Origin of the sequence: Paraburkholderia caffeinitolerans (assembly GCF_902859945.1) — a bacterium.
In the GTDB taxonomy this organism is placed as follows: Bacteria; Pseudomonadota; Gammaproteobacteria; order Burkholderiales; family Burkholderiaceae; genus Paraburkholderia; species Paraburkholderia caffeinitolerans.
Genome location: NZ_CADIKL010000013.1, coordinates 125,873 through 143,144 on the forward strand (window position 1 = coordinate 125,873; position 17,272 = coordinate 143,144).

The following is a 17,272-nucleotide window of genomic DNA, read 5'->3' on the forward strand; positions in this document are numbered from 1 at the left end:
GCGTTGCGCTGCGCGATGATGCGGTCATGCCGGGGACGATGGGCGTCCCGGCGCTACGCATGGGCATGCTCTGCTATATGATGGCGCCGCATATCGAGGCGCGCCGTCACGGCGGGCCGTCAAGCATTCGAATCCTATGACCGACTTTCCCACCTTGAGCTGGCCCGACACCGACGGCCCGCGCACCGTCCGCTGGCGTTCGGAGGCCGGTGTGCCTGCGCCGAAGCGCGTTGTCGTCGCCGACGACCGCACCACGGCCGACGCAGCCTACCGTCTTGCCTGCGAAGGCACGGCGCTGCTGTGGCGCGGCGACTATCAGAATGCGCGGCAACTCCTGCAGGCCATGGCGCGCCGCGCTGATCGTCCCTCGGGCAAGCCGCGCAAGGGCTCCGCCGCGCCCAAGCCGGCGGCCACGCCGCTTGAGGCGTTCCATCTGCATCGTCAGGCGCAGGCGCAGCGTGCGCGCACGCTCGGCATGGTTCTGCTTCCGCTTGAAGGCGACTATTCGCTTTCGCTGCGCCGCGCGCCCGACGTCACGCTCGCGTGCGAGCAGGCGTGGGGTGCACCGGATGGCGAGCCGTCGGTGGTGTCGCTGCGCGAGGTGCTCGGCTTGATCGGCGCGTACGAATGGCGCAAGAAGGGCGTGGAGATTCCCGCGCTGGGTGGCGCACGCATTCATCCATACTATGGCGTTTTTTCGCCGGTGCGCGGCGAGTATCTCGATCTGGTCGCGCGCGCGCCGTTGCCGTCGCTCGAGCGGGCGTTCGACATCGGCACGGGGACGGGCGTGATTGCCGCCGTGCTGGCCGCGCGCGGCGTGAAGCAGGTGATCGGCACCGATCAGGACGCTCGGGCGCTTGCCTGCGCGCGCGAGAATCTTGCCCAGCTTGGCCATGGCGATCGTGTGGAAGTCGTCGAAGCCGACCTGTTCCCGCCCGGGCGTGCGCCGCTCGTGGTCTGCAATCCGCCGTGGGTGCCGGCGCGGCCGGCGTCTCCCATCGAATATGCGGTGTTCGATCCGGACAGCCGCATGCTGCGCGGCTTTCTCGCTGGCTTGACGGATCATCTGGAGCCGGGCGGCGAGGGCTGGCTGATCCTCTCCGATTTTGCCGAGCATCTCGGCTTGCGCACGCGCGAGGCGCTGATGGAGATGATCGTGCAGGCCGGTCTCGAAGTGGCCGGGCGCGAAGACATCCGGCCACGCCATCCCAAGGCGAGCGATCCCGCCGATCCGCTTCATCGGGCACGTGCGGCCGAAATTACGTCGCTGTGGCGACTGAAGGTGCGTGCGAGGTCGTGAAGGTAGGCTTGGGTAATTCCAGCCAAACCCGCCGCGTGCCGATCCGGGCGGCAAAAGAAAGGCGGCCCGGCGCGGTGCCGGGCCTGGTTGCGGCAGGCGGTAGTGCCTGTCCGAATGCCGTTGCAGCGGCGGCTGGCCAAGGCTGGCCGCGCCAGATTGACTAACCTGGATAGGCCTCATCGACCCTCAGGCCGGCTAGCTTGAAGATCACCCTGAGCGTTTGCGGCTTGATGTCCCTGCGTGCTGCCAGAGCGGACATCACGAAATCGAGCACTTTGGCGTACTTCAGCAGGATCAGGCAGGCTTCGAGATCCGCCGCGCCATCGCGCATTTCCTCGGCAAGCCGCAGCATCTCGACTGAGATGTCGCGGGCCATTTCCAGTTCCAGTTGCTGCTTTTCCGTCCACTCGGGCACTTCTACGAGTTTGGCAAGCAGCGCCTGAAATTTTTGCTCCGCATTACCTTCCGGTATTGTGTTCATTGCATGCCCCATGCAGGGTCGCGCAGCACCGTGCGTCATCGCGCAGCGGGGTCTGCGCCGTACCTGTGTCATCGCTTCCTGTGAACCCGGAGCGACCTCCCATGCGCGCATTCCCGGTACTTGGCCGGTGAGTCGCGCCCCAAATTGGTCCTTTGTGGACGGCGGCGGCACGGCGCTGCCGCGTCTCTTTTAATCAACCCCTCCCTGCCGTCCGGATGTGGGTCAGCGATCCGGACGCAACAACCTTCAAACTGTGGGCAAATCGGGCCGTCCCCTCTGGTCCGCAGCCTCTTTGAGCTTTTTACGTAAAATGTCAGATCTAGTTGCCACGTTCCGTCGCCTGCCGCACGTTTCGTGGCAATTGACGCCTCTCTTTTTGTGCCGACCCGATGTCAAGCAAGACTTACGAAATCCGTCCGAACCAGTCGATCGAACTCCTGAAGGAGCTCCATATCCTGACGCGCGACGGCAAGATGAACCAGGACAGCCGCCGCAAGCTGAAGCAGGTCTATCACCTGTTCCAGTTCATCGAGCCGCTGCTCAAGGATCTCAAGCAGGATGGCCGCGACGTCACGCTCGTCGACCACGGCGCGGGCAAGTCGTACCTGGGTTTTATCCTGTACGACCTCTTTTTCAAGGAGCTGCGCGACAACTCGCGCATCTTCGGCATCGAGACACGTGACGAACTGGTGCAGCGCTCGTGCGAACTCGCGCAGCGGCTCGGCTTCCCCGGCATGTCGTTTCTTAATCTTTCGGTGGCCGATTCAATTACGTCAACGCAACTGCCGCCCACGGTCGATATCGTCACGGCGTTGCACGCGTGCGATACCGCCACCGACGACGCCCTGCGCTTCGCGCTCAAGAAGCACGCGCGCTATATCGTCGTGGTGCCGTGCTGCCAGGCCGAGGTGGCGGGTGTGCTGCGCCGGAACAAGGGCAAGTCGCTGGGGCAGGCGCTCACGGAAATCTGGCGCCATCCGCTGCATACGCGCGAGTTCGGCAGCCAGATCACCAATGTGCTGCGCTGCCTGCAACTGGAGGCGCACGGCTATCAGGTGAGCGTGACGGAACTGGTGGGCTGGGAGCATTCAATGAAGAACGAACTCATCATTGCCCAGTACAAGAACCTGCCGCGTCGCCGGCCTTCGGAGCGGCTCAATGAGATTCTCGACACATTCGGGCTGGCCGAGTTGCGCGAGCGCTATTTCGTCGATGATGCCGGCGCGGGCGAGCCGGCCGATGTGTCGAGCGCCGGGTAAATACCACTAAGCGCTCAGGCGCTCAAACGCGCGGCGAGGGTCAATCCTCGTCGCGCTTCGCCATCCACTCGCGCCAGCCTTCGAGGCCGAGGCGCCGCAGCGTTTCCTGATTGCGCTCGTAGATATCGGCGGCGTCGGGGAACGCGTCCACCGCGCGCTCGATGCTGGCTTCGCGCAGCAGATGCAGGATCGGATACGGCGCGCGGTTCGTGTAGTTCTCGATGTCGTCGGGCTCGGTGCCTTCGAACCGATAGTCGGGATGGAAGCTCGCGATCTGCAGCGTGCCTTCAAGACGCAACTGCGCGAGAAGCATGTCGGCGAAGTGCAGCGCGTCGTTGTAGTCGAGGAAATCGGCGAATGCGTGCGGGAGAATCAGCAGCGTCGTGTCGATCTGCTCGGGCGCGGCATCCGCGAGCGTGCGCAGTTCTGTTTCCAGGTCGGCCAGCACGCCTTCCAGGTAGGTTGCCTCGCTGATTGCATAGCGAATCTGGCCCTTCACATGGACGCTTTTCGCGAATGGGCAGAGGTTCAGGCCGATCACGGCCCGAGTGAGCCAGTGGCGGGTGGCAGCGAGAATTTCGGCGTGTTCGGGCTGGGCGCCCGTGGCGCGCGGAGCGGCGGTGTCGGTCATGAAGGCATTTTACCGGCGTGTTATCGAGCCCCGTGCGCCGCTTGGCACGCAGCGTCGATCAGCAACTTCGCCATGCGCGGCGCGGCGCGGATTGGCCCGCAGCCGGGTCCGTAGGTCTGGCTGGCTGCGTAGATGCCCTCGATCAGCAGCGCGAGTTCGTCGGCGAGCGCCGCGGGGTGGGCCGCGTTGGCGGCTTGCGCGAGTTCATTCAGCCGCGCGATCAGCCTCGACTTGTTGTCGCTCACACTTTGCCGCGCCGGATGCGCGGCGTCCGGAAACTCGGCCGAGACGTTGACGAACGGGCAGCCTCGGTAATCGGCCGCGGAGGCGCGCTGTGCGAGATCCTCGAAATACTGGACCAGTTGCCTTGCGGGATCGCCGGGATGCTTCGCGATGCTCGCCTCGAAGCGCTCGAAGAAGCGCTCGTCGCATCGCTTCAGATACGCGACCACCAGATCGTCCTTCGACGAGAACTGCCGGTACAGGCTCATCTTGTTGACGCCTGCACGCTCGACCACAGCTTCGATGCCAACCGCGCGCACCCCTTCCCGATAGAACAATTCGTCCGCCGCGAGCAGCAGATGCTCCTGGGCGCGGGGCCCGGCCGTCTGGGTGCGGGCGCGGCCCGCGCGCGCCGCGCCGGGCGTGGCCGGGGAGGTCGGGGCAGCGTCTTCACGCTTGGGCTGGTTGGACATTTTGGGCATCTCGTCATCAGGGTTACGCTTGACATGTTACCGAGCGGTCACTAGTATCGCAACACACTTGTGACCGATCGGTAACAATCCACATGGATCGCAGGCGAGCAGGCAGAAAAGAATGTCAATGAAGCGGGCTCCGGGCGGAGCCAGAGGAGCATCGATGAACTGGGCAGCGAGAATGGTCGGCGGGCGCTTCCATTACGGATGGATCGTCGTGGCGGTGGTGTTTCTCGTCTTGCTGGCGGCCGCCGGCACGCGCGCGACGCCGAGCGTGTTGATGGTGCCGCTCGAACACCAATTCGGCTGGAGCCGCGCGACGATCTCACTGGCGATTTCGGTGAACATCGCGTTGTACGGGCTCATGGGGCCGTTCGCAGCGGCGGCGATGCAGCGTTTCGGCGTGCGGCCCACGCTGCTTTTGGCGCTCGGCACGATGGCGGCGGGCGTGGCGCTTTCCGCGCTGATGACGCATCCGTGGCAGATGATCTTGATCTGGGGCGTGATGGTGGGCGGCGCAACCGGCGTGGCCGCGCTCTCGCTTTCGGCGACGGTCGTCACGCGCTGGTTCACCACGCATCGCGGTCTCGCAATGGGCGTGCTCACCGCGAGTTCGGCCACGGGACAGCTCGTGTTCCTGCCTTTTCTCGCTGCGATTGCCCAGAAGCACGGCTGGCAGCCCGTGGTGCTGGTGGTCGCGGTGGCGGCCGCCGTCGTGCTGCCACTCGTGGCGTTCCTCCTGCCGGAGCGGCCGGCCAGCATGCAGTTGCGCCCGTACGGCGAGCCGCATGACGCGCCCATCGTGCCGCCGGCAGCGCAGCAAAATCCCATCAAGCTCGCGTTCGGTGCGCTTACGTCGGCTAGCCGCACGCGCGACTTCTGGCTACTCTTTTTCAGCTTCTTCATCTGCGGCGCTAGCACGAACGGCTATGTCGGCACGCACCTCATCGCCATGTGCGGCGACTACGGCATGACGGAAGTACAGGGCGCGTCGTTGCTCGCGACGATGGGCATCTTCGACCTCTTCGGCACCACGCTGTCGGGCTGGCTCTCCGATCGCTTTAACGCCCGCGTGCTGCTGTTCTGGTACTACGGGCTGCGTGGCCTGTCGCTCATCTATCTGCCGCACGCTTTCGGCATCGACTTCTTCGGACTGCCGATCTTCGCTGTGTTCTACGGGCTCGACTGGATCGCGACCGTGCCGCCGACCGTGCGTCTGGCTACTGATGTCTACGGCAAGGAGCGCGCGCCGATCATCTTCGGCTGGGTGGTCGCGGGCCACCAGTTGGGCGCGGCATTTGCTGCGTTCGGCGCGGGGCTGCTGCGTTCGAGTCTCGGTACGTACACGGTGGCTTCGATGATCTCGGGCGGTCTGTGCCTGGTCGCTTCGTTGCTCGTGCTGCGCATCAATCGCGGGCCGCGGGCGGTTGGGGTGCAGACGGCTTGAGTAGCGCCAAAAGTTGAAGTGCGCCGCGGCCCCAACCGCACTTTTTTGGCGTGAGCGCGTTTCACCGGGCGCAGGTATGCTGTTGGCCCCGGGCGAGCGCCCGCAACCCTCAAGGACAGACAAGGCATGACGAAGCACAAACCCGCACCGACAGCCGTGCCCATCCACGAACTGATCGCCGGCCGCTGGAGCCCGCGCGCGTATTCGAGCGAGCCGGTTTCGCGCGAGACGCTGCACGCCGTGATCGAGGCCGCGCGCTGGGCGCCGTCGGCCTATAACCTGCAGCCGTGGCGCTTCATCGTCTTCGACCGTTCGACCGACGAAGTCGCGTTCAAGCGCGCTTTCTCGACGCTCGTACCGTTCAACCAGCAATGGAATGCACCCGCGCCGATCCTGATCGCGGTGACGGCGCAGACGCTCAACTCGAAGGGGGAAGTGAACCGCACGGCGCAGTACGATGCGGGCGCGGCGGCCATGTCGCTGGTGCTCCAGGCCCATGCGCTGGGACTGGCCGCGCACCAGATGAGCGGCTTCGACGTGAACGCATTCCGCAAGGAATTCGCGCTGCCGAACGACGTGGAGCCGCTCGCGATCATCTCGATCGGCCATTACGGCGACCTGGAGAGGCTCGACCCGGTGCTGCGCGATCGCGAGAAGGCGGAGCGCACGCGCTCGGCCGTTGGCGATATCGCCTACGCGAACGCGTGGAAGCAGCCCTTCAAGGGGTGATGCCGTCCAGGCTCGCAGAGCAGGCTGCCGGCCCTTCATAGCAAGGGCGGCAGCGAAATCGCAGCAGTGAACCGGACGCGCGGCGCAGCCCGCGCGTTTTTTCTTGCGGGGACGCATCACCGCCCTTCGGTTGCCCCATGCCGCGCTTTCGTGATACAAAGCCGGTCCTCCCAGCCTTCCTCCGTGCGCGCGCCCGCTGCGCGTCATTGCCATGACCCCGTTTTGCGCGATCGACTTCGGTACTTCCAATTCGGCTGTGGCACTGCCGGGTGCCACGCCGGGCGAGGCCATGCGCCTTGCACCTGTTGAGGGCGCCCACACCACGCTGCCCACCTCGGTGTTCTTCAATGTCGACGAGCACACCCGCGAATTCGGCCGCGCGGCGCTGACCTCGTACATCGATGGTTTCGATGGGCGCCTCATGCGCTCGATGAAGAGCATCCTCGGCTCGCCGCTCGCGGAGAGCACGACCGATCTCGGCGACGGCAGCGCGATCCGCTACACGGAAATCATCGCGATCTTTCTGGATCACCTGAAGCGCAGCGCCGAGCGTTGCGCGGGCACATCCATTACGCGCGCCGTGCTAGGCCGCCCGGTATTTTTCGTCGACGAAGACCCGCGCGCCGACCAGCTCGCGCAGGACCAGCTCGAAGCGGCTGCGCGTTCGGTGGGCTTTACGGAGATCGAGTTTCAGTACGAGCCGATTGCGGCGGCGTTCGACTACGAGTCGCGCCTGACTGCAGAGGGCCTTGTGCTCGTGGCCGATATCGGCGGCGGCACCTCGGACTTCTCTCTCGTGCGCGTCGGCCCGCAGCGCATGACGCAGCTCGAGCGCAAGGGCGATGTGCTCGCCCACCACGGCGTGCACGTCGCGGGCACGGATTTCGACCGGCGCGTGGAGCTCGCGACGATCCTGCGTGAGCTCGGCTATCAGTCGCTCGATCCCGAGGGCCGCGAGGTGCCGAACCGCGTTTATTTCGATCTCGCGACCTGGCATCTGATCAACACGGTCTACCCGCCCAAGCGGGTCACCGAGCTCAAGCTCATGCGCCACCTCTACGGCAACACCGTGCACCACGACCGCCTGATGCGCGTGGTCGAGTGGCGTCTGGGTCATGCGCTGATGGCGCATGCGGAAGAGGCGAAGATCGGGGTGTCGGCGGGCGGAGAGACGATGATCGATCTGGAGCAGGTGGAAGCCGATCTGCGCCTCGCGTTCGGCGATGCGCAACTGATCGATGCTGGCCGCGAGGAAACGCGCCGCATCGTGCAGGCCGCGCGCGATACGGTTCAGGCGGCTGGCGTGGCGCCGGCGGCGGTCAGCGCGCTCTATTTCACTGGCGGTTCCACGGGCCTGCTGTTTCTGACTCAAGCGCTCGCGGAGGCCTTCCCGCAGGCGCAGCCCGTGTTCGGCGACCGTCTCGCCAGCGTGGCGACAGGGCTGGGGATTCACGCGCAGCGCTTGTTCGGCTGAGCGGCGCAGCCGCGAACGAACAAACGTCGCGCCGTAGGCCGGCCCCTACGAAATTCATCGACAAAACTACCGGGCAACAAAAAACCCCACTTTCCAGAGGAAGCGTGGGGTTTTTCGGTAAGCTTGCTGGTCAGGGACTAGAGGTTGGAGTCCCGACGCTCAAAGCAGGTACTTAGACCGGCTTGATGTTTGCAGCTTGCTTGCCCTTCGGGCCCGTGCGGACTTCGAATTGAACCTTTTGGTTCTCTTGCAGCGTCTTGAAGCCGTCAACCTTGATTTCCGAGAAGTGCGCGAACAGATCTTCGCCACCGCCGTCCGGGGTGATAAAGCCAAAGCCCTTAGCGTCATTGAACCACTTGACGGTACCGGTTTCCATAATACTTTCCTAAAAATGAATGAAGGCCGAAGCCAAAGAGGTGCACGAAAATCAAGGAAGGGGTATGGGACCAGCCGGAGTACCGTTGATGGGCGAACTACGAAAGACCTATTCACACTCGCCGCTTGAAATCCTGCTCGGACTTTATACGGCTAATTGGCAGCAAGGTCAACCAGGGTCCTGGCTAATTCGACATATTTTTACAACCAGGGTCGAAACAAAGCCTTACAAAGCTTGCTAAGTATCTGTTTTTTTTGTAGCGCCAGTTGAGATTTCCGAGGCGTTTTTTTGGTGCAACCGTTAAACTACGCGCCGCGAATGGGTTGCGCTTTTGGGTGCAATCCAGTCGTACGCAGGTACGACCGCCGCCGGAACCCGCCCGCACAACAGACGGGGTAAGCTGCGTCGAACTGCTCTTGAAACAGGAGAAGACGTGAAAAGTTCAATTCAACGGAACATCGGCCCGTTCGCGCTGATGTTTACCGGCCTCGGGTCGATCATCGGTTCGGGCTGGCTGTTCGGCGCGTGGAAGGCAGCCAAGATTGCCGGCCCCGCAGCCATTTGCGCATGGATCATCGGCGCCGTGGTCATTCTGGCGATTGCGCTGACCTACGCCGAACTCGGCGCGATGTTCCCCGAATCGGGCGGCATGGTGCGCTACGCCCGCTACTCGCACGGCGCGCTGGTGGGCTTTATCAGCGCCTGGGCCAACTGGATTGCCATCGTTTCGGTGATTCCGATCGAAGCCGAAGCCTCGATCCAGTACATGAGCACCTGGCCCTACCCATGGGCGCACGCGCTGTTCGTGAACGGTGAGCTAACCCATTCAGGGCTGATACTTTCCGCGTTGCTCGTGATCATTTACTTCATGCTCAACTACTGGGGTGTGAAGCTCTTCGCGCGCGCTAACAGCGCCATCACGATCTTCAAGTTCATCATTCCGGGTCTCACGATCGCGGGTTTGATGGCTGCCGGCTTCCATCACGAGAACTTCGGCCAGTCGAGCGAATTCGCGCCTTATGGCTGGTCGGCAGTGTTCACGGCTGTGGCAACCAGCGGCATCGTGTTCGCGTTCAACGGCTTCCAGAGCCCGATCAACCTCGCCGGCGAAGCGCGCAATCCTGCGAAGAGCGTGCCGTTCGCGGTGATCGGCTCGATCTTGTTGGCGCTCGTGATCTACGTGCTGCTGCAGATTGCGTACATCGGCGCGGTCAGCCCGGACGACGTGATGAAGGGCTGGAATACCTTCAACTTCAAGTCGCCGTTCGCCGAACTCGCGATCGCGCTGAACCTGAACTGGCTCGCGATCCTGCTCTACGTGGACGCGTTCGTGAGCCCGAGCGGCACCGGCACGACCTACATGGCCACGACCTCGCGCATGATCTACGCGATGGAGCGCAACGGCACGATGCCGAAGATGTTCGGCAATGTGCACCCGTTCTACGGCGTGCCGCGCCAGGCCATGTGGTTCAACCTGCTCGTCTCGTTCATCTTCATGTTCTTCTTCCGCGGCTGGAGCTCGCTCGCGGCGGTGATCTCGGTGGCGACCGTGATTTCGTACCTCACCGGCCCGATCGCGCTGATGGCGCTCAAGCGCGCCGCCCCGGAACTCCAGCGTCCGCTGTCCGTGCCGTTCATGAAGGTCATCGCGCCGTTCGCATTCGTCTGCGCGTCGATGATCCTGTTTTGGGCGAAGTGGCCGCTGACCGGCGAAATCATCCTGCTGATGATCGTCGCGCTGCCGGTGTACTTCTACTTCCAGGGCAAGACGGGCTTCGACGGCTGGGGCCAGGATCTGAAGGCCGCATGGTGGCTGTGCGCGTACCTGCCGGTGATGGCGGTCCTGTCGCTGATCGGCAGCAAGCAGTTCGGAGGCCTCAACATTCTTCCCTACGGCTGGGACATGGCAGTGGTCGCGATCATCTCGCTCGGTTTCTACTACTGGGGCGTGAACTCGGGTTATCGCACGCCGTACCTGAAGGAGCGTGACGAGCACGATGAAGTGCTCGAGGGCATTGGCGCGCACTAAGCGTACCGCGCCCGATCGTGCGGCCTGCTGACCCCGGGCCGCGCGATGCAAGACCTGAGCAAGACTCAAGCAAGGCCCGCCTGAAGCGATTCAGGCGGGCCTTGTTGCTTGATGCGGCGGCGTTAGCGTTACTGGACAGCCGATCCGAACACGTAGTTCGTCATCGCCAGCGCGCGCTGGTAGGTGCCAAGCGACTGGACGCCCAGCGTGTAGTCGTCGTCGGCGGCGCCGAGCGCGGCGAAGACCGGCAGCAGATGCTCGTCGGTCGGGTGCATGAGCACTGCGTGCGGCGCCTGATTGCGGTAATCGAGCAGGGCGTCGATGTCGCGCGCGGCAAGGCGCGCTTCGAACCAGTCGGTGAATTCGGCCACGCGCGGGTCGGCGTCTTCGGGGCGCGCCGAGAAGTCCGCGGCGCGCAGGTTGTGCGTGATCTGACCCGAGCCGATCACCATCACGCCTTCATCGCGCAGCTCCCGCAGCGCGCGGCCGAGCGCGAAATGGTGAGCGGCGTCGGCGTGCGGCTGGATCGAGAGTTGCGCGACGGGCACGTCGGCATCCGGGAACATCAGCAGCATTGGCACCCACGCGCCGTGATCGAGGCCGTGCCCCTCTTCGTCCACGGAGACGCCCTGCGCGCGCAGCAGCGCCGCCGCGCGCTGGGCAGTTTCGGGCGCGCCGGGAGCGGGGTACTGGATCTCGTAGAGCGCGCGCGGAAAGCCGTAGAAGTCGTGGATGGTCTCGGGCCGCTCCGCCGTGCTCACGACGGGCTTGAGCGTGTTCCAGTGCGCGGAAAGCATCAGCACGGACTTCGGACGCGGCAGATGCTGCGCGAGCGTCGTAAAGCCGCCGGACGGCAACGAAGGGTCGATCGGCAGCGTGGGCGCGCCGTGCGAGAGAAACAGGGTAGGCGTACGGGTGGTCATGATCGCGAGCCGCACGAGGCGGCCAGAAAGTGTCGAACTGCGATCAATATAAGACTCAACCCGTGCGAATTAAACAGGGTGTAAGGGAATTGATTGTGTCTTCGCCGTTGATAATCGGCGAGGCGGCGGACGGTCAGTCCGTGGCGCCGCGCAAGCCAGGCCAGGCCGGCGAGAGCGCGGGGCCGAGCGCAAAGAGATCGAGCACGCGCGCGACCGTGTGATCGACCATTTCGTCGATGCTGGCGGGCTGGTTGTAGAACGCCGGCAGCGGCGGAAAGATCACGCCGCCCATCTCGGTCACGGCGGTCATGTTGCGCAGATGCGCAAGATTGAGCGGCGTCTCGCGCACGAGCAGCACGAGGCGGCGGCGCTCCTTGAGCGTGACGTCGGCGGCGCGGGCGATCAGATTGTCGGAGAGGCCGTGCGCGATGCTCGCGAGTGTCTTCATCGAGCAGGGCGCGACGATCATGCCATCGGTCGCGAACGAGCCCGAAGCAATCGTGGCACCCACGTCGCGCACCGAATGCACGACATCGGCGCGAGCGTGGAGGTCGTCTTTTGTAAGCTGCAACTCGTGCTGGATGTTGAGCCAGCCAGCTGAAGAGATCAGCAGATGCGTTTCCACGCCGCCAAGGCGGCGCAGCGTGTCGAGTATGCGCACGCCGTAGATCGCGCCCGTGGCGCCCGTGATCGCGATGATCAGGCGGCGGGAGGGCGGGGCAATAGATGCAATAGGCGTGGGGTTCACGAAAGGCGAGGCGCGAGAAAACGCGTAGGCGGGGGCAAGCGACGAGGCGGCGGGCTTGCGCCGCTCCGCCTCGCTTCAAACGGCTTTACGCCGCGGTGAACAGCTGCTGCAGTTCGCCGTTCTGGTACATCTCCATCATGATGTCCGAACCGCCGACGAATTCGCCCTTCACATAAAGCTGCGGAATGGTCGGCCAGTTCGAGAATTCCTTGATGCCCTGGCGGACTTCGTCGTCCTCGAGCACGTTGACGGTCTTGAACTGCTCGACGCCGCAGGCTTTCAGGATCTGCACTGCACGGCCGGAGAAGCCGCACATCGGAAACTGCGCGTTGCCCTTCATGAAAAGGACGACGGCGTTTTCGTCGACGATCTGCTTGATGCGCTGTTGGGTGTCCATGTCTGACCTTGGGATAAATGGATGCTGAAAACAATGAGTGCAGAACGAAATGATAGCGGATTTCGTCTGCGCAGGCCGGGCACGCCCTGGCGAAGTGGCCCGATCGGCGCTAGTTCAACAGGCGAGCGCCGCTGATGCGTTCGATGCCAGCTAGATCCGCCTCGGAGTTCACATCGGCGAAACCTTGTGCTTCGAGCAGCGCGCGCACTGCCGCCGCCTGATCGTAGCCGTGCTCCATCCAGAGCACGCCGTTCGGCGCGAGATGCGCCGGTGCGCCGGCGACGATCGCACGCAGCGCCGTGAGACCGTCGGCTTCGTCGGTGAGGGCGCCGCGTGGCTCATAGCGCAGGTCGCCTTGCGCGAGATGCGGATCGCCGCTCGCGATATAAGGCGGATTGCTCACGATGACATCGAAGCGCAACGCGGGATCGAGCGCGTCGTACCAGCTGGCGGCCACGAAGGTGAGCGCGCCGCCCGGACGCCGGGCGTCGAGGAGTTTGGCGGCGTTGCGCGCGGCCACGTCGAGCGCGGCCTGCGAGCGGTCGACGGCCCACACGCGCGCATCGGGCCGTGCCGAGGCGATGGCCACGGCGATGGCGCCGCTGCCCGTGCCCAGATCGAGCACCCGCGGTTGCGCGAGGCCTTCCATGGCGGCGAGAGCCGTTTCCACTAGCAGTTCGGTTTCGGGACGCGGAATCAGTACGTCGGGCGTGACGTCGAAATCGAGCCCGTAGAACTCGCGCGCGCCCACGAGTTGCGCGATGGGTTCGCCCTCCACGCGGCGCGCTTCGAGCGTGCGATAGGCATCGATTTGCGTGGCTTCGAGCGGACGCTCGCCGCGCGTGATCAGCTCGGTGCGGCGCCAACCGAGTACGTGCATCAACAGCACACGCGCCTCGAGCGCGGGAAGCGGCGAGGCGCGCAGCAGGGCGTCTGCGGTGATAACGGGTTCGCTCACGTTAAGCGCGCGTTCAATCGGCGTCGCCGAGCGAGGCCAACTGCTCGGCCTGATGCTCGGAGACCAGCGCGCCGATCAGTTCGTCGAGATCGCCATCCATGATCGCTTCGAGGCGATAGAGCGTCAGGTTGATGCGGTGATCGGTGAGACGCCCTTGCGGGAAGTTGTAGGTGCGGATGCGTTCCGAGCGGTCGCCGGAGCCCACGAGGCTCTTGCGCGTGGCCGCTTCCTTCGCATGCTGCTCCTGGTACTGCTTGTCCTTGATGCGCGCCGCGAGCACCTTGAGCGCGCGATCCTTGTTCTTGTGTTGCGAGCGGTCGTCCTGGCACTCGACCACGATGCCGGTCGGCAGGTGCGTCACGCGTACGGCGGAATCGGTCTTGTTGATGTGCTGGCCGCCCGCGCCCGAGGCGCGGAACGTGTCGATGCGCAAGTCGGCAGGATTGATCTCGACTTCGCCGATTTCGTCGGCTTCGGGCATCACCGCCACCGTGCACGCCGAGGTATGGATGCGGCCCTGCGTTTCGGTGGCCGGCACGCGCTGCACGCGATGCCCGCCCGACTCGAACTTGAGCTTCGAATACGCGGCCTCGCCCGCGATGCGCACGATCACTTCCTTGTAGCCGCCGAGGTCCGACTCGCTCGCCGACATCATCTCGATCTGCCAGCGGCTGCGCTCCGCATAACGCAGATACATACGCAGCAGGTCGCCCGCGAACAGCGCCGACTCGTCGCCGCCCGTGCCCGCGCGGATTTCGAGGAACACGTTGCGATCGTCGTTGGGGTCCTTCGGCAGAAGCATCATTTGCAGCTCATGCTGCAACTGGGCCATGCGCTCGCGCGCGGCTTTCACCTCGTCTTCGGCGAAGTCGCGCATCGACGCATCGGCGAGTAGTTCTTTCGCCGCCGCTTCGTCGGCGAGCGCCGCCCGCCACTGTGCGTAGTGCTCGACCACCGGCCCCAGTTCCGCGTGCTCGCGCGTGAGCTTGCGGTACTGGTCGCGGTTCGACGTCACGTCGGGACGGCTCAACAGGTCGTTCAGCTCGGCCAGGCGGGTAGTCAGCTGGTCGAGCTTCGATTGCATGCTCGTTTTCATCGGGCGGTGCGGAGCGGGCTCCGGAAAAAAGGACTGCGGGAAAGGGGCGGCGGGCTGGGAGCCCTGGTTTCAGGATGCATGCCGCGCGAGGCGCGGCGGGCGGCGAGAGCCGCTAACGGCCGGAGGAGTCTTCCGACGCGTTCGAATCCGTTGCTTCGGATGACGATGCGGCTTCGCCCTTGGCGGGCTGGCCATGGCGGTAGAAGCCGCTCATCAGCTCGATGAGCGAATCGCGGTTTTCGCCGCTCGATGTATTGAGCGCGTGCGTCGGGCCGTGAATCAGCTTGTTGGTGAGCGACTGGGACAGCGCTTCGAGCACGGCTGCGGGGTCGTCGCCGCGCGCGAGCAGCTTGCGCGCGCGCTCGAGTTCGGCGCGGCGCAGCGCGTCGGCCTGGGTGTGCATATGGCGGATGACCGGCACGATGCTGCGCGTGTCGAGCCACTGCATGAAGTTCGCGACGCGCGTTTCGATGATGGTCTCGGCCTGCGCCACGGCGGCCTGGCGCGAGGCGTTGCCTTCGCGCACGATCGAGCCGAGGTCGTCGACGGTATAGAGAAACACGTCTTCGAGCTCACCGACTTCGGGTTCGATGTCGCGCGGCACCGCGAGGTCGACCATGAAGATCGGACGATGGCGGCGCGCCTTCACTGCACGCTCGACAGCGCCCAGGCCGATGATCGGCAGCGTGGACGCCGTGCACGAGACGATGATGTCGAATTCGTGCATGCGCGCGGGCAGGTCGGAGAGCGGAATCGCATGGCCGCCGAAGCGTTCGGCGACAGTGCGGCCGCGCTCGGCGGTGCGGTTCGCCACCACGAGTTCGCGCGGCTGCTGCGCGGCGAAGTGTGCGGCGCACAGCTCGATCATCTCGCCCGCGCCGATGAAGAGCACGCGCTGGTTGGCGATCTTGTCGAAGATGCGCTGTGCGAGGCGCACGGCGGCGGCGGCAAGAGAAACCGACTGCGCGCCGATCTCGGTCGTGGTGCGCACTTCCTTGGCCACCGCGAAGGTGCGCTGGAACAGCTGGTTCAAATAGGTGCCGAGCGCGCCGGCCTCGGTGGCGGTGCGCACCGCGGTCTTCATCTGGCCGACGATCTGCGTCTCGCCGAGCACCATCGAGTCGAGCCCCGACGCCACGCGGAACGCATGGCGCACGGCCTCGGACTGCGGCAGGGTGTAGACGTGGGGCGCGAGTTCCTCGGTGCGGATGCCGTGGTAGTGCGAGAGCCATTCCACGGCGGAATCGCGTGAGCTTTGCGCGTCGGTCGCGCAGTAAAGCTCGGTGCGGTTGCAGGTGGAGAGGATGGCGGCTTCGGGTGCGCTCAGGCTGCGCCGCCCGCCGGACCACGCGTCCTTGAACATCGCGAGGGCGGGCTTGATCTGTTCGAGCGGAAACGCCACGCGTTCGCGCAAGGCGACGGGCGCGGTGTGGTGATTGATTCCGATCGTTAGAAGCTGCATACCATGGGGCGAAGATTTAGCCGGATATTATAACTTTTCCGGGCTTCTGACATTCGCGTCGGCAATGTCAGCCTCCTCCTCGTTTGTTATAGGTAACCGCTCAAGCTGGTAGCCGTAACCATACAACGTTGTCAGACGCCAACCGTGCTCGGGCCCGAGCTGCAATTTACTGCGCAGGCGCGAGGCATGAGTATCGAGGGTGCGCGACCGAACGTCGCGGTTCAGATTCCAGACGGTTTCGAGAATGCGCGCCCGGGAAACGGGGCGCGATGCGTTGGTGAACAGCAGCAGCGCGAAGCGGAATTCCTTCGGCGTGAGCGTGACGGTCTGGCCCCTGAACGACGCCTCGTAGCGCGCTGAGTCGAACAGATAATCGCCGAAACCGTGGCGCGCACGGTTGCGCGGACGCCGCACGCCAGCACGGCGCAGCAAGGCGTCGATGCGCGCGAGCATCTCGGGGCCGCGCACGGGCTTGGCGATACAGTCGTCGGCGCCCGCTTGCAGGCTCGCGACGATTTCGCTTTCGTGTGGAGAAGCCATCAGCACGATGGCGGGCAGGCCCGGCAGCAGATGGCGCGCACGCGGGATGAGCTCGTCGCCGCCGAGGTCGCCGCACCATGAGGCGACCATCAGCAGATCGAAGGCGTCGTCTTCGAGCGCTTCGACGAGCGGGGCGCTCTGGGGGAAATGCCGGCACGCATGGCCGCCTGAAATGAGCAGTCGCTCGATGATTTCGGCCTGGCGCGCGTCGGGTTCGACAAGTGCAATTCGCATAGGGGGGGCAGCCGTCGAGGGCCGGGTGCGCTTGCCTTGCGCTACCCCGCCCCCTACACTCAACCGCTACGCGGGAAGCGCCGAGTCGACCGTTTCCAGTAAAAATATTGTTGTTAATGAGGCACAAGAATGCTATCCGGCGTGTCGTCACTGTCCTATCGGACTCTTCTGAAAATTCTTAGGACTGGGCGCTGATGGGTTGGGCAGGCATCGTCGTGCTCGGTCTCGTCATCGGCTTCGCGGGGTGGTTTTTCCATCCTTTGCGCCGGGCATCGGGGCCTGTGGGCAGCGGGCTCACGCTCGCTATCGCGGCGGCGCTCGCGGGCGCCGCGATAGCGAAGGCGGCCGGGCGCGCCACCGGTCTCTTCTATGATGGCGAACTGCTCGAATGGCCGGTTTGCACAGCTGTCGCGTTTGTCTTTGTTGCTGTATTGGTCGCGCTGCGCGCGCGGCGCTAACCTGTCGTTCATTCGTCGTTCACGAAATACCAAAC

The 17,272-nt window shown here is 64.7% G+C and carries 18 protein-coding genes; 7 read left to right on the forward strand and 11 right to left on the reverse strand.

Annotation, left to right across the window (positions count from 1 at the left end):
• The first annotated feature begins 136 nt into the window (after positions 1-136).
• Complete coding sequence (locus tag HV773_RS15595; protein ID WP_129562940.1) at positions 137-1,300, forward strand: methyltransferase; 1,164 nt, start codon at positions 137-139, stop codon at positions 1,298-1,300.
• A gap of 160 nt (positions 1,301-1,460) precedes the next feature.
• Here the strand turns inward: HV773_RS15595 and HV773_RS15600 are convergent, their stop codons facing one another.
• Positions 1,461-1,781 carry a DNA-binding protein gene (locus tag HV773_RS15600; RefSeq protein WP_129562939.1) on the reverse strand — a complete coding sequence of 107 codons (321 nt, stop codon included), beginning with the start codon at positions 1,779-1,781 and terminating at the stop codon, positions 1,461-1,463.
• Positions 1,782-2,170: 389 nt separating this feature from the next.
• Here HV773_RS15600 and HV773_RS15605 point away from each other — a divergent pair, with 389 nt between their 5' ends.
• Complete coding sequence (locus HV773_RS15605) at positions 2,171-3,040, forward strand: class I SAM-dependent methyltransferase (protein WP_129562938.1); 870 nt, start codon at positions 2,171-2,173, stop codon at positions 3,038-3,040.
• A gap of 40 nt (positions 3,041-3,080) precedes the next feature.
• On the opposite strand, the gene HV773_RS15610 is transcribed toward HV773_RS15605, so the two are convergent.
• Positions 3,081-3,671 carry a DUF1415 domain-containing protein gene (locus HV773_RS15610; protein WP_129562937.1) on the reverse strand — a complete coding sequence of 197 codons (591 nt, stop codon included), beginning with the start codon at positions 3,669-3,671 and terminating at the stop codon, positions 3,081-3,083.
• Between the two features lie 20 nt (positions 3,672-3,691).
• Positions 3,692-4,366, reverse strand: a complete 675-nt coding sequence (locus HV773_RS15615) for a TetR/AcrR family transcriptional regulator (protein WP_129562936.1) — start codon at positions 4,364-4,366, stop codon at positions 3,692-3,694.
• Between the two features lie 163 nt (positions 4,367-4,529).
• Between HV773_RS15615 and HV773_RS15620 the strand changes: the two genes are divergently transcribed.
• The 3 genes from HV773_RS15620 to HV773_RS15630 all read left to right on the forward strand — a co-directional run bounded on the left by HV773_RS15620 (position 4,530) and on the right by HV773_RS15630 (position 8,016).
• Positions 4,530-5,813, forward strand: coding sequence for an MFS transporter (locus HV773_RS15620; protein WP_129562935.1), 1,284 nt, complete (start codon positions 4,530-4,532; stop codon positions 5,811-5,813).
• A gap of 126 nt (positions 5,814-5,939) precedes the next feature.
• Complete coding sequence (locus tag HV773_RS15625) at positions 5,940-6,542, forward strand: nitroreductase family protein (RefSeq protein WP_129562934.1); 603 nt, start codon at positions 5,940-5,942, stop codon at positions 6,540-6,542.
• Between the two features lie 211 nt (positions 6,543-6,753).
• Positions 6,754-8,016: an Hsp70 family protein gene (locus HV773_RS15630; RefSeq protein WP_129562933.1), complete on the forward strand. Its 1,263-nt coding sequence runs from the start codon at positions 6,754-6,756 to the stop codon at positions 8,014-8,016.
• Positions 8,017-8,188: 172 nt separating this feature from the next.
• Here the strand turns inward: HV773_RS15630 and HV773_RS15635 are convergent, their stop codons facing one another.
• A complete protein-coding gene (locus HV773_RS15635) occupies positions 8,189-8,392 on the reverse strand; it encodes a cold-shock protein (RefSeq protein ID WP_027797379.1) in 204 nt (67 codons plus the stop codon).
• A 433-nt stretch (positions 8,393-8,825) separates the two neighbouring features.
• Between HV773_RS15635 and HV773_RS15640 the strand changes: the two genes are divergently transcribed.
• Entirely contained in the window at positions 8,826-10,421 is a 1,596-nt protein-coding gene (locus HV773_RS15640) for an APC family permease (RefSeq protein WP_129562932.1), read from the forward strand.
• Positions 10,422-10,549: 128 nt separating this feature from the next.
• Here HV773_RS15640 and HV773_RS15645 read toward each other — a convergent pair whose 3' ends face one another.
• The 7 genes from HV773_RS15645 to HV773_RS15675 all read right to left on the reverse strand — a co-directional run bounded on the left by HV773_RS15645 (position 10,550) and on the right by HV773_RS15675 (position 16,779).
• On the reverse strand, positions 10,550-11,344 hold the full coding sequence (locus tag HV773_RS15645; RefSeq protein ID WP_129562931.1) for a DODA-type extradiol aromatic ring-opening family dioxygenase: 795 nt from the start codon (positions 11,342-11,344) through the stop codon (positions 10,550-10,552).
• Positions 11,345-11,477: 133 nt separating this feature from the next.
• Entirely contained in the window at positions 11,478-12,092 is a 615-nt protein-coding gene (locus HV773_RS15650) for a UbiX family flavin prenyltransferase (RefSeq protein WP_227875324.1), read from the reverse strand.
• An 85-nt stretch (positions 12,093-12,177) separates the two neighbouring features.
• Positions 12,178-12,489, reverse strand: a complete 312-nt coding sequence (gene grxD, locus HV773_RS15655; protein ID WP_129562930.1) for a Grx4 family monothiol glutaredoxin — start codon at positions 12,487-12,489, stop codon at positions 12,178-12,180.
• Between the two features lie 109 nt (positions 12,490-12,598).
• The gene (prmC, locus tag HV773_RS15660; protein ID WP_227875323.1) at positions 12,599-13,447 is read right to left on the reverse strand and encodes a peptide chain release factor N(5)-glutamine methyltransferase; all 849 of its coding nucleotides are present in this window, start codon (positions 13,445-13,447) and stop codon (positions 12,599-12,601) included.
• A gap of 13 nt (positions 13,448-13,460) precedes the next feature.
• The gene (gene prfA, locus HV773_RS15665; protein ID WP_129562928.1) at positions 13,461-14,543 is read right to left on the reverse strand and encodes a peptide chain release factor 1; all 1,083 of its coding nucleotides are present in this window, start codon (positions 14,541-14,543) and stop codon (positions 13,461-13,463) included.
• A 112-nt stretch (positions 14,544-14,655) separates the two neighbouring features.
• Positions 14,656-16,005, reverse strand: coding sequence for a glutamyl-tRNA reductase (hemA, locus tag HV773_RS15670; RefSeq protein WP_129562927.1), 1,350 nt, complete (start codon positions 16,003-16,005; stop codon positions 14,656-14,658).
• A gap of 27 nt (positions 16,006-16,032) precedes the next feature.
• Positions 16,033-16,779 (reverse strand): response regulator transcription factor, encoded by a 747-nt coding sequence (locus HV773_RS15675; protein WP_129562926.1) that lies wholly within the window; start codon positions 16,777-16,779, stop codon positions 16,033-16,035.
• Between the two features lie 194 nt (positions 16,780-16,973).
• Between HV773_RS15675 and HV773_RS15680 the strand changes: the two genes are divergently transcribed.
• Positions 16,974-17,237, forward strand: a complete 264-nt coding sequence (locus tag HV773_RS15680) for a hypothetical protein (protein ID WP_129562925.1) — start codon at positions 16,974-16,976, stop codon at positions 17,235-17,237.
• Positions 17,238-17,272 lie beyond the last annotated feature (35 nt).